The sequence below is a fragment of the Nonomuraea phyllanthi genome, assembly GCF_006334985.2.
Taxonomy (GTDB): Bacteria; Actinomycetota; Actinomycetes; order Streptosporangiales; family Streptosporangiaceae; genus Nonomuraea; species Nonomuraea phyllanthi.
Window position 1 is genome coordinate 86988 of the sequence record NZ_VDLX02000020.1, and the last position, 23526, is coordinate 110513.

18 protein-coding genes and 1 pseudogene are annotated in these 23526 nt (G+C 72.2%); 12 read left to right on the forward strand and 7 right to left on the reverse strand.

What is annotated here, in order from left to right:
- Positions 1-50 precede the first annotated feature (50 nt).
- The gene (locus FH608_RS39865) at positions 51-1316 is read left to right on the forward strand and encodes an MFS transporter (RefSeq protein WP_139635607.1); all 1266 of its coding nucleotides are present in this window, start codon (positions 51-53) and stop codon (positions 1314-1316) included.
- Complete coding sequence (locus FH608_RS39870) at positions 1313-1969, forward strand: peptidyl-tRNA hydrolase (protein ID WP_139635608.1); 657 nt, start codon at positions 1313-1315, stop codon at positions 1967-1969. The genes FH608_RS39865 and FH608_RS39870 overlap by 4 nt, the downstream gene beginning before the upstream one ends.
- A gap of 118 nt (positions 1970-2087) precedes the next feature.
- On the opposite strand, the gene FH608_RS39875 is transcribed toward FH608_RS39870, so the two are convergent.
- Complete coding sequence (locus tag FH608_RS39875; protein WP_226900313.1) at positions 2088-3047, reverse strand: DUF3616 domain-containing protein; 960 nt, start codon at positions 3045-3047, stop codon at positions 2088-2090.
- A 170-nt stretch (positions 3048-3217) separates the two neighbouring features.
- On the opposite strand from FH608_RS39875, the gene FH608_RS39880 reads away from it, so the two are divergent.
- The 9 genes and pseudogenes from FH608_RS39880 to FH608_RS39920 all read left to right on the forward strand — a co-directional run bounded on the left by FH608_RS39880 (position 3218) and on the right by FH608_RS39920 (position 15750).
- Positions 3218-4036, forward strand: a complete 819-nt coding sequence (locus tag FH608_RS39880; protein ID WP_139635609.1) for a hypothetical protein — start codon at positions 3218-3220, stop codon at positions 4034-4036.
- A 36-nt stretch (positions 4037-4072) separates the two neighbouring features.
- Positions 4073-6190, forward strand: a complete 2118-nt coding sequence (gene ftsH / locus FH608_RS39885) for an ATP-dependent zinc metalloprotease FtsH (RefSeq protein WP_317135608.1) — start codon at positions 4073-4075, stop codon at positions 6188-6190.
- 119 nt (positions 6191-6309) lie between these two features.
- Complete coding sequence (locus FH608_RS39890) at positions 6310-6942, forward strand: DUF937 domain-containing protein (protein ID WP_139635610.1); 633 nt, start codon at positions 6310-6312, stop codon at positions 6940-6942.
- 34 nt (positions 6943-6976) lie between these two features.
- On the forward strand, positions 6977-7558 hold the full coding sequence (locus FH608_RS39895) for a Maf family protein (protein WP_139635611.1): 582 nt from the start codon (positions 6977-6979) through the stop codon (positions 7556-7558).
- A gap of 627 nt (positions 7559-8185) precedes the next feature.
- On the forward strand, positions 8186-11041 hold the full coding sequence (locus tag FH608_RS39905) for an AAA family ATPase (RefSeq protein WP_226900314.1): 2856 nt from the start codon (positions 8186-8188) through the stop codon (positions 11039-11041).
- A 133-nt stretch (positions 11042-11174) separates the two neighbouring features.
- The gene (locus FH608_RS39910; RefSeq protein WP_226900332.1) at positions 11175-12023 is read left to right on the forward strand and encodes an alpha/beta hydrolase family protein; all 849 of its coding nucleotides are present in this window, start codon (positions 11175-11177) and stop codon (positions 12021-12023) included.
- A 527-nt stretch (positions 12024-12550) separates the two neighbouring features.
- A pseudogene (locus FH608_RS53270) lies at positions 12551-12769 on the forward strand (methyltransferase domain-containing protein); the annotation flags it as partial.
- Positions 12770-13066: 297 nt separating this feature from the next.
- The gene (locus FH608_RS39915; protein WP_226900333.1) at positions 13067-14590 is read left to right on the forward strand and encodes an ATP-dependent DNA ligase; all 1524 of its coding nucleotides are present in this window, start codon (positions 13067-13069) and stop codon (positions 14588-14590) included.
- 536 nt (positions 14591-15126) lie between these two features.
- Complete coding sequence (locus FH608_RS39920) at positions 15127-15750, forward strand: septal ring lytic transglycosylase RlpA family protein (RefSeq protein WP_226900315.1); 624 nt, start codon at positions 15127-15129, stop codon at positions 15748-15750.
- A gap of 34 nt (positions 15751-15784) precedes the next feature.
- Here FH608_RS39920 and FH608_RS39925 read toward each other — a convergent pair whose 3' ends face one another.
- Together FH608_RS39925 and FH608_RS39930 are read right to left on the reverse strand one after the other, a co-directional pair.
- A complete protein-coding gene (locus FH608_RS39925; RefSeq protein WP_139635615.1) occupies positions 15785-17392 on the reverse strand; it encodes a tetratricopeptide repeat protein in 1608 nt (535 codons plus the stop codon).
- Between the two features lie 317 nt (positions 17393-17709).
- Complete coding sequence (locus tag FH608_RS39930) at positions 17710-18303, reverse strand: DUF1707 and DUF4870 domain-containing protein (RefSeq protein ID WP_226900316.1); 594 nt, start codon at positions 18301-18303, stop codon at positions 17710-17712.
- A gap of 135 nt (positions 18304-18438) precedes the next feature.
- Between FH608_RS39930 and FH608_RS39935 the strand changes: the two genes are divergently transcribed.
- Positions 18439-18783, forward strand: coding sequence for a hypothetical protein (locus FH608_RS39935; protein WP_139635616.1), 345 nt, complete (start codon positions 18439-18441; stop codon positions 18781-18783).
- Between the two features lie 119 nt (positions 18784-18902).
- Here FH608_RS39935 and FH608_RS39940 read toward each other — a convergent pair whose 3' ends face one another.
- The 4 genes from FH608_RS39940 to FH608_RS39955 form a co-directional block, all read right to left on the reverse strand.
- The gene (locus FH608_RS39940; RefSeq protein ID WP_226900317.1) at positions 18903-20132 is read right to left on the reverse strand and encodes a DUF4192 domain-containing protein; all 1230 of its coding nucleotides are present in this window, start codon (positions 20130-20132) and stop codon (positions 18903-18905) included.
- 197 nt (positions 20133-20329) lie between these two features.
- On the reverse strand, positions 20330-21064 hold the full coding sequence (locus FH608_RS39945; protein WP_139635617.1) for an EI24 domain-containing protein: 735 nt from the start codon (positions 21062-21064) through the stop codon (positions 20330-20332).
- Positions 21065-21561: 497 nt separating this feature from the next.
- Complete coding sequence (locus FH608_RS39950; protein ID WP_139635618.1) at positions 21562-21936, reverse strand: FKBP-type peptidyl-prolyl cis-trans isomerase; 375 nt, start codon at positions 21934-21936, stop codon at positions 21562-21564.
- An 88-nt stretch (positions 21937-22024) separates the two neighbouring features.
- Positions 22025-23464 carry a GuaB1 family IMP dehydrogenase-related protein gene (locus tag FH608_RS39955; protein ID WP_139635619.1) on the reverse strand — a complete coding sequence of 480 codons (1440 nt, stop codon included), beginning with the start codon at positions 23462-23464 and terminating at the stop codon, positions 22025-22027.
- Between the last annotated feature and the right edge of the window lie 62 nt (positions 23465-23526).

Genomic DNA, 23526 nt, shown 5'->3' on the forward strand with positions numbered 1-23526 from the left:
GGCTGTCCGGCCACTCGTACCCACGTAAAGGGATAAATCAGGATTGGCGCATGACGTTGAGCACCACCACCCCCACGGATCGCCGTGTGCACCGGGCCTGGTTCGTGGCGGCCGTCGCTTTCGTGGCGATTCTCGGCGCGGCCGGGTTCCGCGCCACCCCCGGAGTCCTGATCACCCCGCTGCAGGAGGAGTTCGGCTGGTCGTCCGGCACGATCTCGCTCGCGGTCTCGATCAACCTGGTGCTCTACGGCCTGACCGCCCCGTTCGCCGCCGCCCTGATGGACCGGTTCGGCATGCGCCGCGTGGTCGCCGTCGCCCTGCTGCTGATCGCGGTGGGCAGCGGCCTCACCGTCCTGATGACGGCCAGCTGGCAGCTCCTGCTGCTCTGGGGCGTCCTCGTCGGGCTCGGGACGGGCTCGATGGCGCTGGTGTTCGCCGCGACCGTGGTGGACCGCTGGTTCGTACGGCACCGCGGGCTCGTCACCGGCGTGCTCACCGCGGCCGGAGCCACCGGGCAGCTGATCTTCCTGCCCGCCCTCGCCCAGCTCGCCGCCGGGCCGGGATGGCGCTTCGCGTCCCTGACCGTGGCCGCGTCGGCGCTGGCCGTGGTGCCGTTCGTGTGGTGGCTGCTGCGCGACCGTCCCGAGGACGTGGGCACGACCGCGCTCGGCGCGGACCCCGGCGCCGTACGCGCCGCGCCGAGCACGGCGAACGCCGCCGTCAGAGCCGTCACGGTGCTCGCCTCAGCGGTCAGGACGCGGCCGTTCTGGCTGCTCGCGGGCGGCTTCGCGATCTGCGGCGCCAGCACGAACGGCCTGGTCAGCACCCACTTCATTCCCGCCGCCCACGACCACGGCATGGCCGAGCCCGTCGCGGCGGGCCTGCTGGCGGTCATCGGGATCTTCGACATCGCCGGCACGATCGCCTCCGGCTGGCTCAGCGACAAGATCGACCCCAAGGTCCTGCTCGTCGTCTACTACGCGCTGCGCGGGCTGTCGCTCATGGTGCTGCCGAGCCTCTTCGCGGCCACGACCGAGCCGAGCATGCTGGTCTTCATCGTCTTCTACGGCCTCGACTGGGTGGCGACCGTGCCGCCCACGATGGCGCTGTGCCGGCGGATCTACGGCGCCGACGGGTCCGTGGTGTTCGGCTGGGTGTTCGGCTCCCACCAGGTCGGGGCCGCGATCGCCGCCGTCGCCGCCGGCGTCACCCGCGACCACCTGGGCAACTACGACCTCGCCTGGTACGGCGCCGGCGCCCTGTGCCTCCTGGCCGCCGGCATGTCGGCGGCCATCAGGCATAGTAAGGGGCGATGAACTCCGAGCTTTACGTCCTGCCGCTGGTCGTCAGGATCGAACGCGCCACACCCCCCGAGCGTACCGACGCCCTGGAAGCGGCCGCCATGGCCGTGCTGGGCCTGCTGGACGACCCGGGGGAGTGGGCCGCCGAGCTGCACGCCTGGCAGTCCACCGGCAAGATCCGCAAGGTCGTGCGCCGGGCCAGGGGAGCCGAGTGGCGCAGGGCGGTCGCGCTGCCCGGCCGCACCGTCGAGCACCGCACGGCCGAGGTGCGCGTGCACCCGCCGGTGCCGCTCGACGACTGGCCGCGGGATCTCGCGCGGCTGCAGGTGGGCGGCACGGAGCTGAGCGACACCGTGGAGCCGGGCCCCGCGCGCCCGCCGATCCTGTGGGCCAACCCCGGTCTCGCCATGTCCGCGGGCAAGGCCATGGCGCAGGCCGGGCACGCCGCGCAGCTCGCCTGGTGGGCCAGCGACGAGGCCGAGCGCGACGCCTGGCGTGCCGGTGGCCTCGCGGTCTCCGTGCGCACGGCGGCCTCGGCGGACGACTTCGCGTCGATGGTCAAGGCGGGGCTGCCGGTGGTGCGCGATGCCGGGTTCACGGAGATCGAGCCGGGCTCGTGCACGTTCGTGGCCGACGCGCCCTGGCTCAAGGGACGCGTCTCCGGCTAGCTGGCGGCGGCGTCCGCTCCGCGGTGCGAACGCCCGCTCTGCGGTGCGAACGCCTGCCCCGCGGTGCGAACATCCGCTCCAGAGGATGAACGCCCGCTCCGCGGCGTGGATGTCCGCTCTAGAGCGTGAACACGTCCGCCAGGACGCCGCCCGCCGGGGTGATGCGCGCGGGCGACGGGCTGTCGTACACGACCATGAGCTGGCCGTCGTTCAGCGCCAGCCCCTCGGGGTGGTCGCAGCCGTCGCCGTGGGGCGGCTCGATCACCGGCTCCAGCCCCTCCCGGGGGACGAGCCTCTCGCGCCCGGGTCCCGGCCGCCAGCGCACGACACGTACGGGCCCGTCGAGGTCCATCGACGGGCCGGCGAGAATCAGCAGCGAGTCGCCGTCGGGGCACAGGTCCCGCACGCCGAGGCCGCCCAGGTCCAGGAAGTGCTTGCGGTACGGCTCGCTCAACCGCAGCCGCCCCCCGCCCGCGTCGTCGAGCCGCAGCTCCAGCACCACCGCCCAGCCCCGCAGCACGGGGCCGCGCAGCCCGAGGTAGACGCGCCCGGACACGACGGCGATGCCCTCCACGTCGAGCCCGTTGTCCTTGCCCGGCAGCGCGAGGAACGGCGCCAGGTGCCGGTCGTCGCGCAGGTGGGCGGCCAGGTTGTCCCTGCCCGACAGGAGGCTTCCCCGGCCGGGCGTCCCGTCGTGGAGCGGCAGGCGTACCAGGACGAACCGGTTCTCCTCCCTGACCACCGTGGCGAGCCGGTCGGCGGCCTTGCCGGGGTCCTTCGACTTGACCTTCCTGCGCTTGAGGCTGTGCGAGCCGACCAGCCAGAGGTGGCCGTCCGCCCGGGCCAGCCCCTCGATGTCGGCCTCGTCGTCGCGGCCCGCGGGCAGGTCGACGTAGTCTGACAGGAAAAAGGTGCGCTGGTCGCCGTAGTGGTCGCCGGTCCACGCCAGGTGCTCGAAGGTGGCGGTCTCGTCGCCGGCCACCCAGAGTCCGCCGGGGCTCTGCCGGATCGCCGAGAGGTTCGTGTGCGTCCCGGCCGCCCGGGAGGCGTGGTCGAATCGCAGCTCCACCTGTTCCACGGAGCCATGATTGCACTTCGGTTGCTTCTAGGACGCGATGGCGTGATTTGTCGTACGCTCCGCTCGTGCTCGATGGGGAAGATGAGGTCAAGGGTTCCGGAGTGAGAACCAGGACGCGGCCCGGGATCCCGGCTTCTCCTCCCAGACGCTCCCGCATCGGAGATCTTCGGATGCGGGTGGTGTACCGGGGGCTCGCGGCGGCCGGCGCGGTCGCGGCCGTGGCCGTGGCGCTGGCCGTGGTGCTCCCGGCCGAGCCGGACGAGGTCGCGGCGGGGCCGGTAACCGCGCCGCCGGCCGCACCGTCCTCGTCCGGCTCCGCACCCGTGCCGTCCGGCTCCGCGCCCGCGCCGTCGTCGTCCGGTGCCGCCCTCGCGCCGTCGGCCGCGCCGTCCTCCGGGTCCACGGGATCCGGCTCGCGTCCCACCCCCTCGCCGGGCGCCTCGCTCGCCCCTGGCTACACGGCCATGGAGGCCCTGTACGCCGACCCGCGCGTGCCCAGGCTGACGCGCGACGTCAAGCGCATGTCGCTGCCCTCGCCGTACAAGAAGGTCGTCAAGGACGCGCGCTCGGGGCTCGCCGTACCGCGCCTGGGACGGCCGTGGAAGCCGGTCGGCGCGGCGCCGTTCACCACCAGGCAGGTGCTGCCCAAGCAGCGCGGTACGCGCCTGCGCGGGACTTTCGTCACCTGCCCGCTGCCGATCATGCACCAGAAGTCCGCGCGTGACACGGCGCTGCTGGCCGCCCGCTGGACGCTCAACCACCACCCCAAGGGGTCCCGGATCACGTGGCTCGCCTCACAGCCGGTCAAGAACGGTTGGATGCTCGTTTACCGCGTCATATACGGAAAACATCAGTCGCGGGCGGCCGTCGTGGTGATGGACGGGGGAATGTCCAAGCCGGGACTGGCGTTCGTCACAGTGCCTGACTCGCAGCGCAAGCAGTGGCGTGACATCGGCCGCGTGGCCTCAGGGGTGCGTGTTCTAGGCTAGAAAGATCATGTATGCGGCGATGTGGGGAGTGACGCCGTGGAACGCTCTGGAGCGCCGCAGGCACCGAAGAAGGGCAAGGGCAAGCCGCCCTGGCGCTCGGAGGGCCTGCCGGGCACACCCGGAGGACGGCCCAAGATCAACTGGTGGCGCTTCGTGGTCACCCTGCTCGTGGTGTACGCGGGCTTCTTCGTGGTGTCGTCGTTCGTCGACAGCGGATCCGTCGAGACGATCTCCTACACCGAGTTCACCAACCAGGTGAACGCCAAGAACGTCAAGGAGATCTACGCTCAGGGGCTGTCGGTCGAGGGCGACCTTCGATCGGCGGCGAAGAACCCCGAGAGCAGCGAGACCTACACCAAGTTCGCGACCGAGATCCCGGCGTTCGCCAACACCGACCAGCTCGACCAGCAGCTCGCCACCGGCCAGGTCGAGATCACCTCCAAGCCGCTCACCCGCGGCTTCTTCTCCAACCTGCTGCTGTCGCTGCTGCCCGTCCTGCTCCTGGCCGGGCTGTGGATCTGGATCATGCGCCGCGGCGCCAGCCTCATGGGCGGCGGGATCGGCGGGCTCGGCAAGTCCAAGGCCGCCAAGCCGGTCGAGGCCGCGAAGGTGCGGGTGACGTTCGACGACGTCGCGGGCATCGACGAGGTCGAGAACGAGCTCGTCGAGATCGTCGACTACCTCAAGGACCCCGGCAAATACCGCAGGCTCGGCGCCAAGCTGCCCAAGGGCGTGCTGCTCGCCGGCCCTCCCGGCACCGGCAAGACGCTGCTGGCCAGGGCCGTCGCGGGCGAGGCGAAGGTGCCGTACTTCTCGGCCTCGGCCTCAGAGTTCATCGAGATGATCGTCGGCGTCGGCGCCTCCCGGGTGCGCGACCTGTTCGAGGAGGCGCGCAAGGTGGCCCCCTCGATCGTGTTCATCGACGAGATCGACGCCATCGGCCGGGCGCGCGGCGGCGCGGGCGGCCTCGGCGGCCACGACGAGCGCGAGCAGACGCTCAACCAGATCCTCACCGAGATGGACGGCTTCTCGGGCGCCGAGGGCGTGATCGTCATCGGGGCCACCAACCGTCCCGAGGTCCTCGACCCGGCGCTGCTGCGTCCCGGGCGCTTCGACCGCACCGTCCAGGTGGGGCTGCCGGACGCGGCCGGCCGTACCGCGATCCTGGCCGTCCACACGCGCGGCGTGCCGCTGGACGGCGGGGTCGTCCTCGACCAGATCGCCAAGACCACCCCCGGCATGACCGGCGCCGACCTCGCCAACCTCGTCAACGAGGCCGCCCTGCTCGCCGCCAAGCGCGGCAGGGAGAAGGTCACGACGCCCGACTTCGCCGACGCGCTGGAGAAGCTGCAGCTCGGCGCGGCCCGCAGCATCGTGATGCCCGAGGAGGAGCGCACCAGGACCGCCTTCCACGAGGCCGGCCACGCGCTGCTCGGCATGCTCCAGCCCGGCGCCGACCCGGTCAGGAAGATCTCGATCATCCCGCGCGGGCGGGCGCTCGGCGTCACCCTGTCAACCCCCGACTCCGACCGGTACGCCTACGACGAGCAGTACCTTCGCGGGCGCATCGCCGGCGCGCTCGGCGGCATGGCGGCCGAGCAGGTCGTGTTCGGCGTCATCACCACGGGGGCCGAGAACGACCTGGAGCAGGTCACCATGATCGCCCGGGGCATGGTCGGGCGCTGGGGCATGTCGGAGAAGGTCGGCCCGCTGACCATCCTGCCCAACGACGGCCAGCAGCCGCAGGCCTCGCCCGCGACGCTCGCCACCGTGGACGAGGAGGCGCGGCGGATCGTGGACGAGTGCTACGAGCGCGCGGTCCAGATCCTCACCGACAACCGGGACAAGCTCGACGCCATCGTGGCGGCGCTGCTCGAACACGAGACGCTCGACGAGGCGGGGGCGTACGCGGCGGCGGGCCTGTCCAGCCCCGCGATCTCGACGGAGCCCCGCCCGGTCACGGCCGCCGCCACCTCGTCCTCCACCCCGTCCCCGTCCCCGTCCTCCGCCCCGTCTCCGTCCTCCACTCCATCGCCCTCCCCGGCGCCGTCTCCGTCCGCTGCCCCGTCTCCCGCTTCGGGGTCCCGCCCCGGCCGGGGCGCAGGCCCTTCCCCCGCTCCGCAGAGCCAGCCGGCCACCTTTTCCGAGAATTAGGACAAATCCGGCATTTGCTCGATCCTGGGCAGGGCACACTCCCGGAGCCGGGGGCACGCCCCCGGAACAACGGCCGGTTGGGGGTTTGACGATCGAGGCCTGACGATCGGGGGACTGTCGTGACTCTGAATGACGAGCTCCTCGCCGAGCTCGGAGACTCAGGACTGGAGCAGATCGCCGGGATGCTCGGCACGGACACGGCCACGGCCCGCGACGTGGTCACGGCCGTGGCCGGCGCCATCGTGGGGGGCCTGGCCCGCAACGCCCAGCGCGCGGACGGGGCCGAGGCCCTGCGCGGGGCGCTCGACGAGCACGTCGACACCGACCCGTTCACCGGCGACGTGGCGTCGCTGACCCGCGACGGGCACGGCATCCTCCACCACGTGCTCGGCGGCCACGGCACCGAGCAGGCGGCCACCGGGCTGTCGCGGTTCGCCGGGGTCGACGCGAGCACCATCATGCGGCTGATGCCCCTGATCGCCCCCATGGTCATGTCCCTGCTCGCCAATCGGGCCGAAGCCCACGGCATGGACGCGGACGACATGGCCGACGACCTCGACCGGGAGCGGGCGGCCGTACCCGGAGAGCTGGGCGACCTGCTCGAAGGGCTGCTGAGCGCCATCTTCGGCGAGGCCGTGCCGGAGCAGGGCGGGCCGTACGAGCCGGGTGCCCGCGCGGGCCGCCCCAGGCCCCCGGACGGCCACGCGACACCGGACGGTCACGAGCTGGCACCGGGCAACCCGGACTGGTGAACGGAGCCCGCCTGGTCACCGGTAGGCTGGTCGCGTGATCGTCCTGGCCTCAGCCTCCCCCGCACGCTTGGCCCTCCTGCGCAGCGCCGGCCTCGACCCCAAGGTGATCGTCAGCGGGGTCGACGAGGAGTCGTTCTCCGCCCACAGCCCGGCCGCCCTCAGCCTGGTGCTGGCCAAGGCCAAGGCGGAGGCGGTCGCGAGCGGGCTGGACGAAGGGTTCGTCATCGGCTGTGACTCGATCCTGGAGCTCGACGGCCGCCCCTACGGCAAGCCCGCCACGCAGGAGGAGGCCACCGAGCGGTGGCGCCTCATGCGCGGGCGCACGGGCCGCCTGGTGACGGGCCACTGCGTGATCGACGTCGCCGCGGGCCGGCAGGCGGCCGAGGTGGCCACCACCGTGGTGCGCTTCGGGCAGCCGTCCGACGAGGAGATCGCCGCTTACGTCGCCACCGGCGAGCCGCTCAGGGTCGCGGGGGCCTTCAGCCTCGAGGGGCGCGGCGGATGGTTCGTCGAGGGGATCGAGGGCGACCACGGCAACGTGCTGGGCGTCTCGCTGCCGCTGCTGCGCGACCTGTTCGAGGAGCTCGGCCACACGGTGACCTCCTTCTGGCGCTGACCTGCTTCTGGCGCTGGCCGCCTGCGGTCGCGCCTCCTGCGGCAAGCCGAGACGTTGCGCCGTCTCGGCGCACACGTCCGGTGTGCGTGGACGGCCACCTCCGGCGGGTCGCCACGGTGTGCCGTCTCGTTGCACACGTCCGGGTCGTGTGGGTGGCCGGCGTACTACCTGTCGATCCCCGACGACCTGTGCGAGGCCGCGCGCATCGACGGCCTCAGCGAGTACGGCATCTCGGAATACGCCATGATCATGACGGAGGGCCGTGCCGTCGGTGCTGCCGATCCTGGTCGTCTTCCTGTGCGGCCAGCTGTACTTCATCCGCGGCATCGCCACCAGCGGGCTGAAGGGGTGAGCCGGTTGAGGGTGCTCCGGCCGGCCAGGCAGGAGACGTACGAGCGGGTGTTCGGGACCGTCTACGTCGGCATCTGGCGGTCTTCGGCCTCGTCGTGCTCGGCCTCGTGGTGGCCGCTGCTCTACGCCGGGTGGGGGCCATCATGTACGTCGTCGCGTCGCTGCTCGAACCGCCGGACGCCACGTCCGGGTGAGGCCACCGGGTATCGGTGAACTCACCGGTTTCCAGGAACGCCTCCCTTTTCATCATGACATCTGCGCGTAACACTTGACGTCGTGTCCCCTCTCAGGCGCGTGCCCGTGCTGCGCGGTCGCGGCGAGGAGGAGCGCGCCCTGCGGCGGCTGCTCGACGGCGCCGAGACCGGCGCCGGCGGGGCGCTGCTGCTGGTGGGCGCGGCGGGCATGGGGAAGACGGCGCTGCTCGACAACGCCGCCGCGCACGCGCTCCCCCGCTTCCGCGTGCTGCGGGTGTCGGGGGTGGAGTCGGAGTCGCGGCTCCCGTACGCCGGGCTGCACGGCCTGCTGCGCCCGGTCGCCTCGTCGGCCGCGTCGCTGCCGCGCGCCCAGGCCGGCGCGCTGCTCGCCGCCCTCGAATCCGGCACCGGGGCCGGTGGCCTGGCCCTTCCCGCGGCCGTGCTCGCCCTGTTGTCTGCGGTCGCCGCCGACCAACCGGTCCTGGCCTGCGTCGACGACGTCCACCTCCTGGATTCGGCCAGCCGCGGGGTCCTGGCCTTCGCGGCCCGGCGGCTGTCGAGCGAGCCGGTGGCCCTGCTCTTCGCGGCTCGCGATGGCGACCTCGACACCGTGCCCGCCCGCCGACCATGCCGGGACCGCCACGACGTGCCCGTCCGCGAGGTGTGCCGGGAACTCAATGACGTGCCCGTCCGCGACGCGTGCTGGGAGCTCGCCGGCGTGCCCGTCCGCGAGCTGGCGGGGCTGGACGCGGCGGCCGTCCGCGAGCTGGCCGGCGACCTGGCGCCGGGAGAGGTGGCCGAGGACCTGCTGGCTGCGCTGGACCAGGTCGCCTGCGGCAACCCGCTCGCCCTGGCCGAGCTGATCGACTCGCTCACCCCGGACCAGCTCGCCGGCCTGGCCGCGCCGCCCGCCGCGCCGCCGCGCGACGGCCGGCTGTGGCGCGAGCACGCGAGCCGGCTGGCGGCGTTACCCGAGGCGGCGCGTCGGCTGACGCTGCTGGTCGCCGCCGACCCCGGGCTCGACGCGGAGATGCTCATCAGAGCGGCGGCGCCCGCGTCAGCGCTCACCGCCGTCGAGCCGGCTGAGCGGGCGGGCATCCTGCGCTGCACCGGCGACCGATACGACTTCCGCGACCCCGCCGTGCGGGCGGTGGCGTACCACGGGGCGCCGCTCGTGCGCCGCCGGGAGGCCCATCGCCTGCTCGCCAGGCTGCTGTCGGAGCCGTCGCCGGGCTACGGGGCGCGGCGGCTGCGCCTGGCCTGGCACCGGGCGTACGCGCTCGACGGCCCCGCCGCGGAGCTGGCCGACGAGCTCGCCGCCGCCGCGCTCACGACCCGCCCGCCAGGCGGGCACCCCGAGCCGTACCTCGCGCTCGAACGCGCCGGCGAGCTCACCGAGCCCGGCAACCCCGCCAAGGCGGAACGCCTGGCCGCCGCCGCCCGGCACGCGTGGGTGGCGGGCCGGCCACAGGTGGCCCGCTCGCTGCTGGCCGGCCTGCGCTCCCCCACCGCAGCGCCCGACGAGCTGCGCGGGCACGTCGAGCTCCTGCACGGCAGCCTCGAACTGCTCGGCGGCGAGACCGGCAGCGCCCGCGAGGAGCTGCTGTCGGCGGCGGCCTGGCTGCTGGAGAGCCACCGCATGCTCGGGGTGCGGGCGCTGGTCAGGGCCGCCGACGCGAGCTACCGGGCGGGCGACAACCGGGCGTTCATCGCGATCGCCCGCCAGGCCGCCGCCCTGCGCCGCCCCGACGAGACCATGGCGGCGCAGCTCATGTTCGAGTATCTGGCCGGGATGGCCTCCACGTTCAGCGGCTCTCACCAGGAGGCGGCGGGGCCGCTGCGGCGCGTGGTCGAGCTGGCCGGCAGCGTCCGCGATCCCGCCGTACTCGTGTGGGCGTGCGTGGCCAGCATGCTGCTCGGCGAGGACGACACCGCCCACCGCCTGTCGGCCCGCGCCGTCGAGGCGGCCCGCCTCCGCGGCGCCGCCTCCGCCCTGCCGCAGCTGCTGGAGTACACGATCTACCCCGAGATCTGGATGGGCAGGTACGCCTCCGTGGCGGCGACCGCCGCCCAGGGGCTGCGCCTGGCCCAGGCGGCCGGCCAGCTCAATACGGCGGCCCAGCATCTCGCCTGGCTGGCGATCACCGCGGCCGTCGGCGGCGACCAGGAGACGTGCCGCATGCGCGCCGACGCCGCCATCGACCTGGCCGAGGCGCACGGTCTCGGCATCGCTGGCGCGATCGGCAACTGGGCGCTGTCCTACCTCGACCTGGCTGCGGGACGCCCGGCGGACGCCGCCAACCGGCTGCGCGGCGAGCGGCGCATCAGCAACCACGTCGTCATCCGGGTCATGTCTACTCCGCACCTCATCGAGGCGTGCGCGCGTACCGGTGACCGGGAGCGGGCGGGGTCGGCGCTGCGGGTGTTCGAACGGTGGGTGGGCAGCACGCGCAGCCCCGGCCTGCGTGCGCTGGTGGCCCGCTGCCGGGCGCTGCTGGCCGAACCCGGCGAGGCGGAGGGGTTGTTCCAGGAGGCGCTCGACCTGCACGGGCAGGCGGCGTACGAGTTCGAGGCAGCACGCACCCGGCTGCTGTACGGCAGCGCGCTACGCCGCGACCGCCGCCCCGGCGCGGCCCGCACCCACCTGCACGCGGCGCTGGAGACGTTCGAACGGCACGGCGCCCGCCTGTGGACCGAGCAGGCCAGGGCCGAGCTGCGCGCCTCCGGCGAGCCGGTACGCCCGGCGCCGGTGGTGACCACCGGGCAGCTCACGGCCCAGCAGTTGCAGATCGCCCGCATGGTGGCCGAGGGCGCCACGAACAAGGAGGTGGCCGAGCAACTCTTCCTCAGCCGCCGTACGGTCGAGCACCACCTCAGGAACATCTTCAGCCGCCTCGGCATCCGCTCCCGGGTCGAACTGGTACGGCTCATGTCCTGACCGAGGACCGGTGATTTCACCGATGCACGGTTGACTCCGCCTCCCAACAATGGCGTCAGTCAGCAGTCACCCCTCTACGAGCAGGGAGCAAGACGACGTGCAGCTCTTCACCCCCCGTACCGGCGCGCGAACGTTGACCAAGCTCGCCCTCACCGCCGCACTGATCGCCGGCGGCCTCGCGACCGCATCCCCCGCCCACGCGGCCGGCTTCGAGCGCGGCCCCGCACCCACCGACGCCCTCCTCGAAGCCGCCCGCGGCCCGTTCACGGTCGCGACCACCAGCGTCTCCTCGCTGGTGCTCGGCTTCGGCGGCGGCACGATCTACTACCCGACCGACACCAGTCAGGGCACGTTCGGCGCGATCGCCATCTCGCCCGGGTACACCGCCAGGTGGTCCAGCCTCTCCTGGCTCGGCCCGAGGATCGCCTCACACGGCTTCGTCGTGATCGGCATCGAGACGAACACCCTCTACGACCAGCCCTCCAGCCGGGGCCGCCAGCTGTTGGCCGCGCTCGACTACCTGGTGGAGGACAGCTCCCTGACGGTCCGCAGCCGCATCGACTCCTCCAGGCTCGCGGTGGCCGGCCACTCGATGGGCGGCGGCGGCACGCTGGAGGCCGCGGACGATCGGCCGTCGCTGCAGGCGGCCGTGCCGATCGCACCCTGGAACACGGACAAGACCTGGCCAGGCGTCCAGGTGCCCACGATGATCATCGGTGGTGAGAACGACAGCATCGCCCCGGTCGCGACGCACTCGCAGCTCTTCTACGAGAGCATCCCGTCCTCGTCGGAGAAGGCGTATCTGGAGCTGAACGGCGCCAGCCACTTCTTCCCGCAGACGACCAACACCACAATGGCCAAGTCGATGGTCGCCTGGCTCAAGCGCTTCGTCGACGACGACACCCGCTACGAGCAGTTCCTCTGCCCGCCGCCCAGCGGTCTGGCGATCGAGGAGTACCGCCACACCTGCCCGAGCTCCTGACCACCGGGCAAAGAAGCCCTGTGCCCGGCATGCTCTGTCCACGGGCCGGGCACAGGCACGCGAGCGTTCACCCGGCGGGCGGATCGCCGGCCTTGACGCAGCTCGCGACGAGGAACACGGGAACCGGGCGGCGTCGGGGCGCCTGCCGGCCCACGCGGGAGCCGGCCGCGGCTCGGCCAGCGCGCTCACCCAGAGGCCATGGCGGCGCAGGGTGCTGACGCAGGTCGACAGCGTCCGGTGGTTGGCGCCCACCCGGCGGCGCAGCGACGACTGTTCGCCCTCGCCCGACAGCCGAACCCCATCCATCACCGATCAACAGGTAGCCGAATGACTACAGGTCGAAAATACGATGTGGGGAACGCCGACCGGCTGCGAGCCTCCATGGTCGAGGCGCCCCGTGGCGACGCGATCACCTCCGACGCGGTGGCCAACGCCATGGCCGTCGTGCCCCGGCATGTGTTCGTACTTGAGACGCATCTGGAGCAGGCCGAGGTCAAGCCTGGCATGCGGTGCTCGAAATCGGCTCCATGGGCTACAACGCGGCACTGCTCGCCGAGCTCGCCGGCTCGGCCGGGCACGTCACCTCCGTCGATATCGACGGCGACATCGTCGAGCGAGCCCGCGCCCACCTCACCGCCGCCGGCTACGACCGCGTCGAGGTCGTGCATGCCGACGCCGAATACGGCGTGCCCTCCGGCGCCCCCTTCGTCCGGATCATTGTCACCGTGGCAAGCCCGGACATCCCGCCGGCATGGCTGGCGCAGCTCGCCACCAAGGGCCGGATCGTGGTGCCCCTGCAAATGAAGGGTCGCTGCCATCGACACCTGACCACACCCGGCACCCGCAGCCGTTCTGTCAACCCGAAGGATTTCCGGGCGCAACCACTAAGCCGTGTCCTGGCAGCGAGCCGTCCCCGCGCGCAGAGCCGGGCCGCCGGCCCTGGGGCTCCGGTCGGCGGCGTCCAGGGACGGGGTTGGGAACGATGCAGACACTTGGCCGATATCGGGTGGGGAAATGTCGGCGGCGTAGGGCACCATAGGCGTGTGCTTCTGATCGACGTGGTGCGGGTTTCCGAGGCGGTGACGCGCACGTCCGCGAGGCTCGGCAAGGTCGGCCATCTGGCGGAGCTGCTCGGGCGGGTCGGTCCCGACGAGGCGGAGATCGCGATCTCATATCTCTCCGGCGAGCTGCCCCAGCGCCAGGTGGGCGTGGGCTGGCGCACGCTGGAGGACGTCCCCCAGCCCAAGCTGGCCGCCACCGCCACGCTGGCCCACGTCGACGAGCTGCTGAGCAGGATCAAGGCGGTGTCGGGGGCGGGTTCGCAGGCGGCGCGCAGGGCGCTGGTCGGCGAGCTGTTCGCCGGGCTGACGAGCCAGGAGCAGCAGTTCATGCGCCGCCTGCTCTTCGGCGAACTGCGGCAGGGCGCGCTCGACGGCGTCATGATCGAGGCGGTGGCCAAGGCGTCCGGCGCCCCGTCCGCCGACGTGCGGCGCGCGCTCACGCTGCGCGGCTGGCTCCCCGCCGTCGGGGCGGCGGCGCTGACCGGCGGGGTCGACGCGTTGCGGGCGTTCCGGCTGGAGGTGGGGCGGGCGGTCTCACCCATGCTCGCGGGCAGCGCGCCCAACGTGGCGGCCGCGCTGGACAAGGCGGGAGCGCCCGCCGCGCTGGAGTGGAAGCTCGACGGCGTACGCGTGCAGGCCCATCGGTCGGGCTCGGAGGTGAAGGTCTTCACCCGCACCCTCGACGACATCACGCCGCAGGTGCCGGAACTGGTCGAGGGCGTGCTGGCGATGCCGTACGACGATCTCGTGCTCGACGGCGAGGTGATCGCGCTGCGTCCGGACGGGCGGCCCCACCCGTTCCAGGTGACGGCGAGCCGGGTGAGCAGCAAGACCGACATCGAGCGGCTGCGCGAGCAGACGCCGTTGAGCGTGTTCTTCTTCGACGCCCTGCGCGTCGACGGCGCCGACCTGCTCGACCTGCCCTACGCGCAGCGCCAGGAGGCGCTGGCGCGGGCCGTGCCCCAGGGCTTGCTGACGCCCCGCCTCGTGACGGGGGAGACGGCGGAGGCCGAGCGGTTCTTCATCGATGTGGTGAAGGCCGGTCACGAGGGCCTGGTGGTCAAGTCCCTGACCTCCCCTTACGCGGCGGGCCGCCGGGGCGCCGGATGGATCAAGGTCAAGCCGCGCCACACGCTCGACCTCGTGGTCCTGGCCGCCGAGTGGGGCCACGGGCGGCGCGAGGGCAAGCTGTCCAACCTTCACCTTGGGGCGCGTGACCCCGAGGGCGGCTTCGTGATGCTCGGCAAGACGTTCAAGGGGCTGACGGACGAGCTGCTGGCCTGGCAGACCGAGCGCTTCCTGGAGCTGGCCGAGGGGCCGACCGACAGCTGGACGGTCACGTTGCGGCCCGAGCTGGTGGTGGAGATCGCCTTCGACGGGGTGCAGCGCTCGCCCCGCTACCCCGGCGGCATGGCCCTGCGTTTCGCGCGGGTCCTCCGCTACCGGCCCGACAAGCGGGTCGAGGACGCCGACACGGTGGAGACGGTCCGCTCGCTGATGCTCTGACGGCATCTGGTGTTCCGACGGCCGCTGACGTTGTGAAATCTCCGCCGCCGCTGCTGCCGCTGCTGCTGCCGCCGCCGTTGCCGTTGCCGTTGCCGCTGCCGCTGGTCCGCCGCTGACGCCTGTCTGCGATGGCCTGCCGCCAACCTGTCCGCGGCGGCCTGCCCTCCCGCAGCCCGTTCGTGCTGATCAAGGCGCATTTCTACGGTTTCCCGGAATTCCGAAGATCCATGCCGTACGCTGGGCGTTCTGTCCGATCTTGAGACATAAGTGAGATATTTCACTTAATGTCCCATTAAGTTGTCTTTACTTGGCCTTTATCGCGTATGTTCGTCCTCACTGCGCGGGAGCCCCCATCCCGCCCGCGGATCGGCCGCCGTACCCCCTCCACCACCCCCGGCTCGGCCTTTCCCTGCCCTATCCCCTGACTAGGACCGTGGTTTACCTTGGGCCAGCATTCCGTCAAGCCATCCCCTCGGGACCGTAAGCGCGCCCCGGGTCGGCGCCGCTGGATCACCGTCGCGGCGGGAGCCGCCGTCGTGGCCGCCGCCTCCACCACCGCCTGGGCCGCCATCGGCAACGACGACTCCCCTGAGCGCGCCACGCCGGCTCTGCCCCCGGCCAAGCCGCTGAACGAGGGCGCCCGCCAGGCGACGCCGCAACCGTCCTCACCGGCGCCCAAGCCCCCGGCGGCCCACCCGAAGACCACCGGATCCTCGGCGACGGCGCGGCCCAACACCCCCGAGCCCGCCGCCGCGGCTCATGCCAAGCCGGCCGGTACGGCCGCTCCCAAGACCACGAACACGCCCGCCCCCAAGGCCACCGAATCCCGCAAGTCCGCGGTCCGCAAGCCGGGCAAGCCGAAGGCGCGCGTGATCGCGGCCGGCATCTGCGGCGCCTCCTACTACGGCGAGCCCCAGATGACGGCCAGCGGCGAGCGCTTCAACCCCTCGGCCATGACCGCCGCGCACAAGACCCTCCCCTTGGGCAGCAGGGTCCGCGTCACCAATCCGAACAACGGCGAATCGGTCACGGTCCGCATCAACGACCGCGGCCCGTACGTGGGCGGCCGCTGCCTCGACCTCTCCGAAGCCGCGTTCGCCGCCATCGGCAACACCAACGCCGGGGTGATGCGCGTCAAGTACGAGGTCCTGGCGCGCTAGTCCCGGCGACAGGCGGCCCGCTCGTCGTTCGCCGTCATGGCCTGATCAGCGGCCTGTAGCCCGCGCGCACGTCGGACGTGGACGACGAGACGTACCTCTTCGAGGGCGGGCCGGGGTCGAAGCTGCCGAAGATGGTGTAGTGGATGCGGCGCGGGCAACTGGTGCCGCCGATCTGCACGCTGTGGGCGGCCACGCGCCGCCCGGTGCGCAGCTCGTAGACGCGGACCGGGACCTTCCGCTTCCGGAACGTCACCCTGGTGATCCAGCCGGACCGTTGTGCCCGGTAGTCGCAGCTGGTGACCGCGGAGCCGTACGTCATCTTGCCCGCGCAGATCACCAGCACCGCGTCGGCGGCGTCCTTGGCGAGCCAGGAGGACGGAAGCTTCCTGCGGTGATCGTCCTTGCCGAAGAACAGCGCGCGGTGCGGGCCCTTGCCGCGGTACGGTTTCGCACCGCTGTAGCGTGCCGGCTTGGTGCAGTACGCGGGCTTTCCGCCGGACTCCGGTTTCTTGAGGAGCTTCCGGACGTTGGCCAGCTCGATCGCCAGCTGCGCCTTCTTCCTGCCCCGCTCGGCCTTCGCGGCGAGGTCGTGCTTGGGATACTGGTCGAGCAGCTGCTCGTACTGCGCGCGTGCCTCCTTCCAGTCCTTGGCCGCCACCAGGTCGTCGCCGCATCCGAGGATGGCCGCGGGGGCGAGCTCCGGCACGACGCCGGCGGCGCCGTCCAGCACGTCGCCGGCCGCCGGCCGCTCGCCGAGCCAGTCGGTGATCGCTCTGGTGGCGCAGGGATTGTCGGCGGGCAGGTGGCCGAGAAACCCGTTCATGACGTTCTGGACGTTTCCCTCCTGGCCCGGGAACTGCCCGAGGACCGTGGACAGGCGGCCGAAACCTGTCTCCAGCGCCTTGGTGTCGCCGGTCAGTGCGGCGTCGAGCTCGTCGGCGGCCCGCGCGAGGAAGAGCTCCGCCCTCCGGCCGTCCGCACTCGCCCACAAGGCCGACGGATGAGCGCCGTACGCCTGGAGCGTCCTGGCGGCGAGCAACGGATCGCGCCCGGCCTGCCGCTCGGCCGTCAGCAACAACTCGCACGCCTCCGCGCCGCGTTCGGCGCGGGCGGTCAGCGGCGCGTCGGCCACGTGGTGTCCCGCCCAGAGCCCGTCCAGGATCGACAGCGCCCGCGCGCACTCGCCCTGCCGGTGCGCGGCGGCGGCATCCCGCTCGATCCGCGAGGCGTCGAACCGGAGGAACCCGACGGCCAGCAGCACCGGACCCGCGATGCCCAGGGCGACGAGCCGCTGCCTGCGCACCGCCTCCCGGCCGGGACCCGCCGGTACGGACGGGGAGCGCCGCGGTCGCCCGCCCGCCAGATACCAGCCGTGCACGACGACGGCCGCCCACCACGCGAGCACGACGGCCTCGAACCAGACCGTCCGCACGCCCAGGGCGAGGACGGCGACCAGCACGATCGTGATCACGACGGTGACGACGGCGGGCCTGCGCCGCCGCAGCATCATGTATCCGGCGCCGAGCAGCGAGGCGTTGGCCAGCGCCACGGCCGCCGGATCCCAGGACCTCCCGGGGGCTTCGGACCCGGTACGCCCCGGCTCGTGCGGGCGGTCGCCGGGGGGCATGGACGTCGGATCCACCAGGCTCACTTCCTCGGACGAGGCTGGAGGGCACACCCTCAGCCGCGTCCCATTCTCATGATCCCTGCCGGGAGGGGTCCCGAACGAACGACGGCGTCACGTCAATCGCCGCTGAGGGATCCGGAGACGATCGCGCGGGTCGGCGTGGAGGAGGCGGATGCCGTGACCGTGCTGGGTGGGAGAAATGCGTGGACACCCCGCCCAGGTTCCAGAGGGGTGTCCGTAAAGGTATGTCGCTCGCCCGTCTCTTGCCTGTTTCGCCTGTCTCGCGTGCTCGGTCTTGCCGGTACGCGGGATTCGACGGTCCTGCCCGAGGCCTATTTGACCAGGCGGACGGTCAGCGGGTAGCGGAAGTTGCTCTCCGCCAGGGCCGAGACGCCGGCGACGATGGAGAGGACCACCGCGGCGACCCAGATGATCGGCACCAGCACGACGCCGATGACGGTGAAGGGCAGGATGAACGAGGCTCCCACGACCGTGATCTGGAAGTTGAGCGCCTCCACCGCCTGCCGCCGGATGTACGGCGAGGTCTTGCCGCCGGTGAGCATCAGGATGAGCGGGCCGATGATCGGGACGCCGATGGCCATCAGCAGATGGCCGACCGCGGCGCCGAGACGCTCGTTGCTCTCCGGGGCGCGCTCGGCGCGGACCGGCTGCGGGAGCGGCTCGAGGTGTGGCACGGCCTGGGCGCCGTACAACTCGGTCATGATGGGCATCAGGTCCCCGTGCGTGCGCGCCGTCATCGCGCGCTCCAGCCGGTCGTCGAACTCGAGCTTGTCGAAGCGCCCCTCCGCGTAGGCGGCCTTGACGTGCTCGACAACGTGCTCTCGGTCCTGGTGGGTGACGCGCAGATGAGCTGGCGGCACCTGTCCCGGCCCAGGGGTTTGCGGTACCCCAGCCATAATCGCCATGCCTCTCCTTAGAGAATCAGATAGTCACCTCTCATACTGCGTCGCGCACGCCCCTCGTGCCATCCGGAGAATCCCGGATGTATCCCCTAGATCATCCCCCACGCGCATTAGCTCAAGACAGTGTAAAAAGGGTTCATGAGATGGCGAGACCGCTACGGTATTCGTCGGCTGCGCGGTCCTAAGATCGCGAAGTTCGATCGTGAGGCGACAGACGCCGACATTGAAGCGCTCATCGCCTTTGCCCGTTCGCGGCGCGGCGTCGAGTTCTACGTCGAGCCGGAGACGTTCGCCACCGACACGACCGCTGTGGCGGTCGCCGACGACGGCGAGTGGACCAGGCGCAGGGTCGGCTCTCCCGCCGTGATCCACAAGGTTGCCCGCGATCTCGCCCTCCCGGTGTACGACGTTCAGCTCACGGGCTATCCGCCGCGCATGCGGGCCTACAACGAGCGTCGCCGCCGCGAGGAAGGCGGCCTGTAGTCACGTCGTGAGCGTCCTCCTTGACGGGCTGACCCTTTGACGGCTCAGCTCACCTCCCTCACGCTTTCACCCCCTGTACGGCCCTGCACGCCCGCGCCGGGCTGGGGACGTGCGTCTGCTCATGTCTCCTCCTGGCCCGCCGGAGGTGGTTGCGGGGTCTCGTCGTCCAGCAGGTTGACCAGGGGGAGGAGCCAGGCCGGGTGGGGTGGGCCCATGGCGGTGTCGAGCTCGGCCGCGGTGGGGAGGCGGCCTCGCAGGATGGCGGGAGAGAGAAGGTTCTGCAGCGCGTGCATGAGGAGGTTGGCCATCGAGTAGCCCGGGTCGATGGTCAGGGCGCGCTCCAGCGCGATGGTGGCCTGGACGCTGTTTCCGGTCCGCCAGGCGGCCATGGCCAGGAGGGACGCCGCCGGCGGGGTGAAGCGGGGCTCCAACCGGCGGGTCAGATCTTTCCAGAGGAGCGTGTGGGAATCTTCCATGAGGGTCCAGGCCTCGTCGCGGACCCGGGTGAGGGTCAGGGCCAGGCCCAGCTTCGCGGCCTCCAGGTCGTCGAGGCGGCCGCCCTCCTCGTGCGCCCGCAGGGCGGATCGCACCCTGGCCAGGCTCTCCGACACGTATCGGGTGGCGAACGTGTCGAGGTCGGGAGCGGCCATCAGGTCGGCCTGGAACGCCGTGATCGCGTCCGCCGTGGCCCGGCGCATCGCCATGCGCACGGGGCCCGTGATGGGGGCGATGGTACGTTCCAGCGACTCGCGGTCGGGCAGGGCGACCAGGCCGCGCAGCGTCGCCTCGGCTGCGATCTGGCTGGTGGACAGGTCGTACGGTGTGCCTTCGGCGGGGCAGCACAGCGGCAGGTCGCAGACGTATGACCAGTAACGGCTCTCGTGGGCCCGCAGCGCCTCGCTCACGCGGACCCCGGCCTTCGCGGCGACCAGCCTGGCCTCGTCGACCGCCGGCGTGACCAGCTCTCCCGCGCCGTAGCCGACGACGACGATCTCCGTCACGTTCTCCCGGCCGAAGACGGGCTCCAGCCCGCCGAGCGTGCCCGGCGGCAGCGGCAGGCCCCACCTGGCCACCACCTTGGCCTGGCGGCGGTCGAGGCCTATCACGATGAGGCTGGACTTCGGGTGGAAGCCGACGAGGTAGGGGACGGCGGCCAGGATGTCGGTGGGGCTGGACAGGGTGAGACAGGGCTCCGCCTCCATCTCCGCGTCCGGCTCCGTCTCCGTGTCCACCTGCGGTTCCGGGCTGTGGCGGGGCTCCGCCTGAGAGGTGGGGCGGGGCCGTGGCTTCGGATGGGGGAGCGGGGTGGCGGTGCTCGTGGGAGCCGGGGGCTGGTGGTTGGTCGTCATGGGCCCAAAGGGTGCCCGGGATGGCCGGGGTGGCGTTGGGCCGAACGGGGTTCTGGGGAAAGTGGTGGTCTTGCCTCGCGCGGCTGTGGATAACCGGGGCGGCTCTGGCGTGAGGGTCTGCGGGCCTGGTTACGGAGCGGGCTTGGTTACGGAGCAGGACGGGTTACGGAGCGGGCTCGGCTACGGAGCGGGCTCGGTTACGGAGCGGAGGCCAGGCGGGTGCGTACGAGCAGCGCGGCGCCCGCCACCGCGGCCGGCATCGCGACGATCGCCACGAACGGCACCAGGAACAGCGCGAACACCGCCACCCCGAAGCCCAGCGCGCTCGCCTTGTTCGCGCGCAGCAGCGCGAAGCGTTGCTTGCGGGCCATCCCGCGCCGCTCCAGCGCCAGCGTGGTGAGCTCCACTGTCAGGAAAAATCCGGAAATGAGGGCTCCGAGCACCGGCACCACCGTCTGCCCCACCACCGGCACGAAGCCGAGGAAGAAGAGCGGCACGGTGAAGAGCAGCACCCAGCAGAGCGTGATCAGGCTGTCGCGGATCGAGCGCGGCAGCGTGCGCCACCACGGCTGATCGTCCTCCGTCTCCAGGACGTCCGCCGCCGCCGACAAGCGCTCGTAGAACGGTTCCCCGATCGCCAGCGTGAGCGCGGTGAACGTCAGCACCGCCAGCGCCAGCCCGCCCAGGAACAGGGCGACCCCCACCAGCGTCCTGAACAGCTCCCGCCAGCTCCACGAATCCGCGAACGGTGTCAGGAACGCGGCCAGGTCACCGGCGTTGGTGCCGAGGAAGATCAGCGCCACCACGTAGACGGCGAACGCGATCAGCGCCGGGATCAGCCCGAAGAGCCACCACCGCCCGTTCCGGGCGACCCAGCCGAATCCCTGGAGGAAGAATCCGACTCCCGAGGCGAAGTCGCGAAATGATCGCATGCCCGGCAGGCTATCCGACGCTTTGATGTTCCGTGGCAATCATGTGGCACGGGCTCCACCGGCGACGCCGGGTCCGCTGTGCGCCACCCCCGACTACCGGCGCGTCGACGGCACGGATGGCGGCCGTCTCCGTGGCCGACGCCGAGTCCGCAGTGCCCGCGTCGGCCGTCTCCGTGGGCGATGCCGGGATCGCAGTGCCCGCGTCGGCCGTCTCCGTGGGCGATGCCGGGTCCGTAGTGCCCGCGTCGGCCTTCTGCATCGGCGACACCAGGATCGCAGTGGGCGCGGCCGTCACCGCGCCGGGATCGAAGTGCCCGCGGCGGTCGGCGGCGCGGGCGACGGAGGGGCCCCGGCGACGAAGGGGCCGCAGGGGCGGCGGGGTCGCGCCGACGGGGCGGGGCACCGTACGACAGCCGGGCCGTAGGACCGTGAGGCCGTACGGCGGCGGGGTCGTGAGGTGGCCCGCCCGCGACGTGTGCCGCCGGCCGGCTGGGCCGCTAGCTGACGCCGAGCAGGTCGACGACGAAGATGAGCGTCTCGTTCGGCTTGATGCGGGGCGGGGCCCCGCGGTGGCCGTAGCCGAGGTGCGGCGGGATGACGAGCCTGCGCCGCCCGCCGACCTTCATGCCCGCGACCCCCTGGTCCCAGCCCCCGATGACGCGCCCCGCGCCGAGGGGGAACTCGAACGCCTGGCCGCGGTTCCACGACGCGTCGAACTCCTCCCCGGTCGAGAACGACACGCCCACGTAGTGCACGCGTACGTTCTGGCCGGGCTTGGCCTCGGGGCCGTCGCCCACGGACAGGTCGACGATCTCCAGGTCGGAGGGCGGCGCGCCCTCGGGGAAGTCGATCTCGGGCTTCTCGAGTGCCACGAAGTGCTCCTGTTGATTGCTTACCTTGACCCGAAGACTCTATGCGGTCGCCGTCGCCTTGCCGTTCATGGCACGGCCGGAGCGGGCGTCACCAGCTCTGGTGCAGCGGCATGCCCTCGGCGTAGCCGGAGGAGCTCTGGATGCCGATGACGGCTCGTTCGTGGAGTTCCTCCAGGTTCACGGCCCCGGCGTACGTGCACGCCGACCGCAGCCCCGCCACGATGCCGTCGATCTGGTCCTCCACGCTCGGCCGCTTCGGGTCGAGGTACATGCGGGAGGTCGAGATGCCCTCCTCGAACAGGGCCTTCCTGGCCCGCTCGAACGCCGAGTCGTCCGCCGTCCGGAGGCGCACGGCCCGCGCGGACGCCATGCCGAAGTTCTCCTTGTACTTGCGGCCGTTCGCGTCGGTGTGGGTGTCGCCGGGCGACTCGTACGTGCCCGCGAACCACGAGCCGATCATCACGTTCGACGCCCCGGCGGCCAGCGCCAGCGCCACGTCGCGCGGGTGGCGCACGCCGCCGTCGGCCCACACGTGCCGCCCCAGCCGCCGGGCCTCGGCCGAGCACTCCAGCACGGCCGAGAACTGCGGCCGCCCCACCCCGGTCATCATCCGGGTGGTGCACATGGCGCCGGGCCCGACCCCGACCTTGAGGATGTCGGCCCCCGCGTTCACCAGGTCGCGTACGCCCTCCGCCGTCACCACGTTGCCGGCCGCGACGGGCACGCCCGGGTCGATGGCGGTGACCGAGCGCAGTGCCGAGATCATCTTCTCCTGGTGGCCGTGCGCGGTGTCCACGACCAGGCAGTCGATCCCGGCCTCCAGCAGCTCCTTGGCCTTGCCCGCGACGTCGCCGTTCACGCCGACCGCGGCCGCGATGCGCAGCCGCCCCCGCGCGTCGACCGCCGGCTGGTAGAGCGCGGCGCGCAGCGCGCCCAGCCGGGTGAGGATGCCGACCAGGCGCCCGTTCGCGTCCACGATGGGCGCCAGCCGGTGCCGGCCTCCGTGCAGCCCGTCGAAGGCCGCCCGCGGGTCGAGACCGGCGGGCATCGTGAGCAACTCGCTCGACATGACCTGCGACAGCTGGGTGTACATGTCGACGCCCTGGCAGTCGGCCTCGGTCACGACGCCGACCGGCCGGTTCTCCCAGTCGACCACGATGATCGCGCCGTGCGCCCGCTTGGGCAGCAGTTGCAGGGCCTCGCCGACCGTGTCGTGCGGGGTGAGGGTGAGCGGCGTGTCGTGGACGAGGTCGCGCTTCTTGACCCAGTCGACGACGTTCGCCACGACGTCGAGCGGGATGTCCTGCGGGATCACGGCGATGCCGCCCCGCCGCGCCACGGTCTCGGCCATGCGCCGCCCGGCCACCGCGGTCATGTTGGCGACGACGACCGGGATGGTGGTGCCGGTGCCGTCGTGGGTCGCGAGGTCGACTTCGAGCCGGGAGCCGACCGCGGAGCGCGACGGGACCATGAACACGTCGCTGTAGGTCAGATCGTGGTGCGGCTCGAGGCCGTTGAGAAACTTCACGTTCGTCCATCTTATGCCGTGACGGGAAATCTTATGCCGGGACGGAAACCTTTATGCCCCGA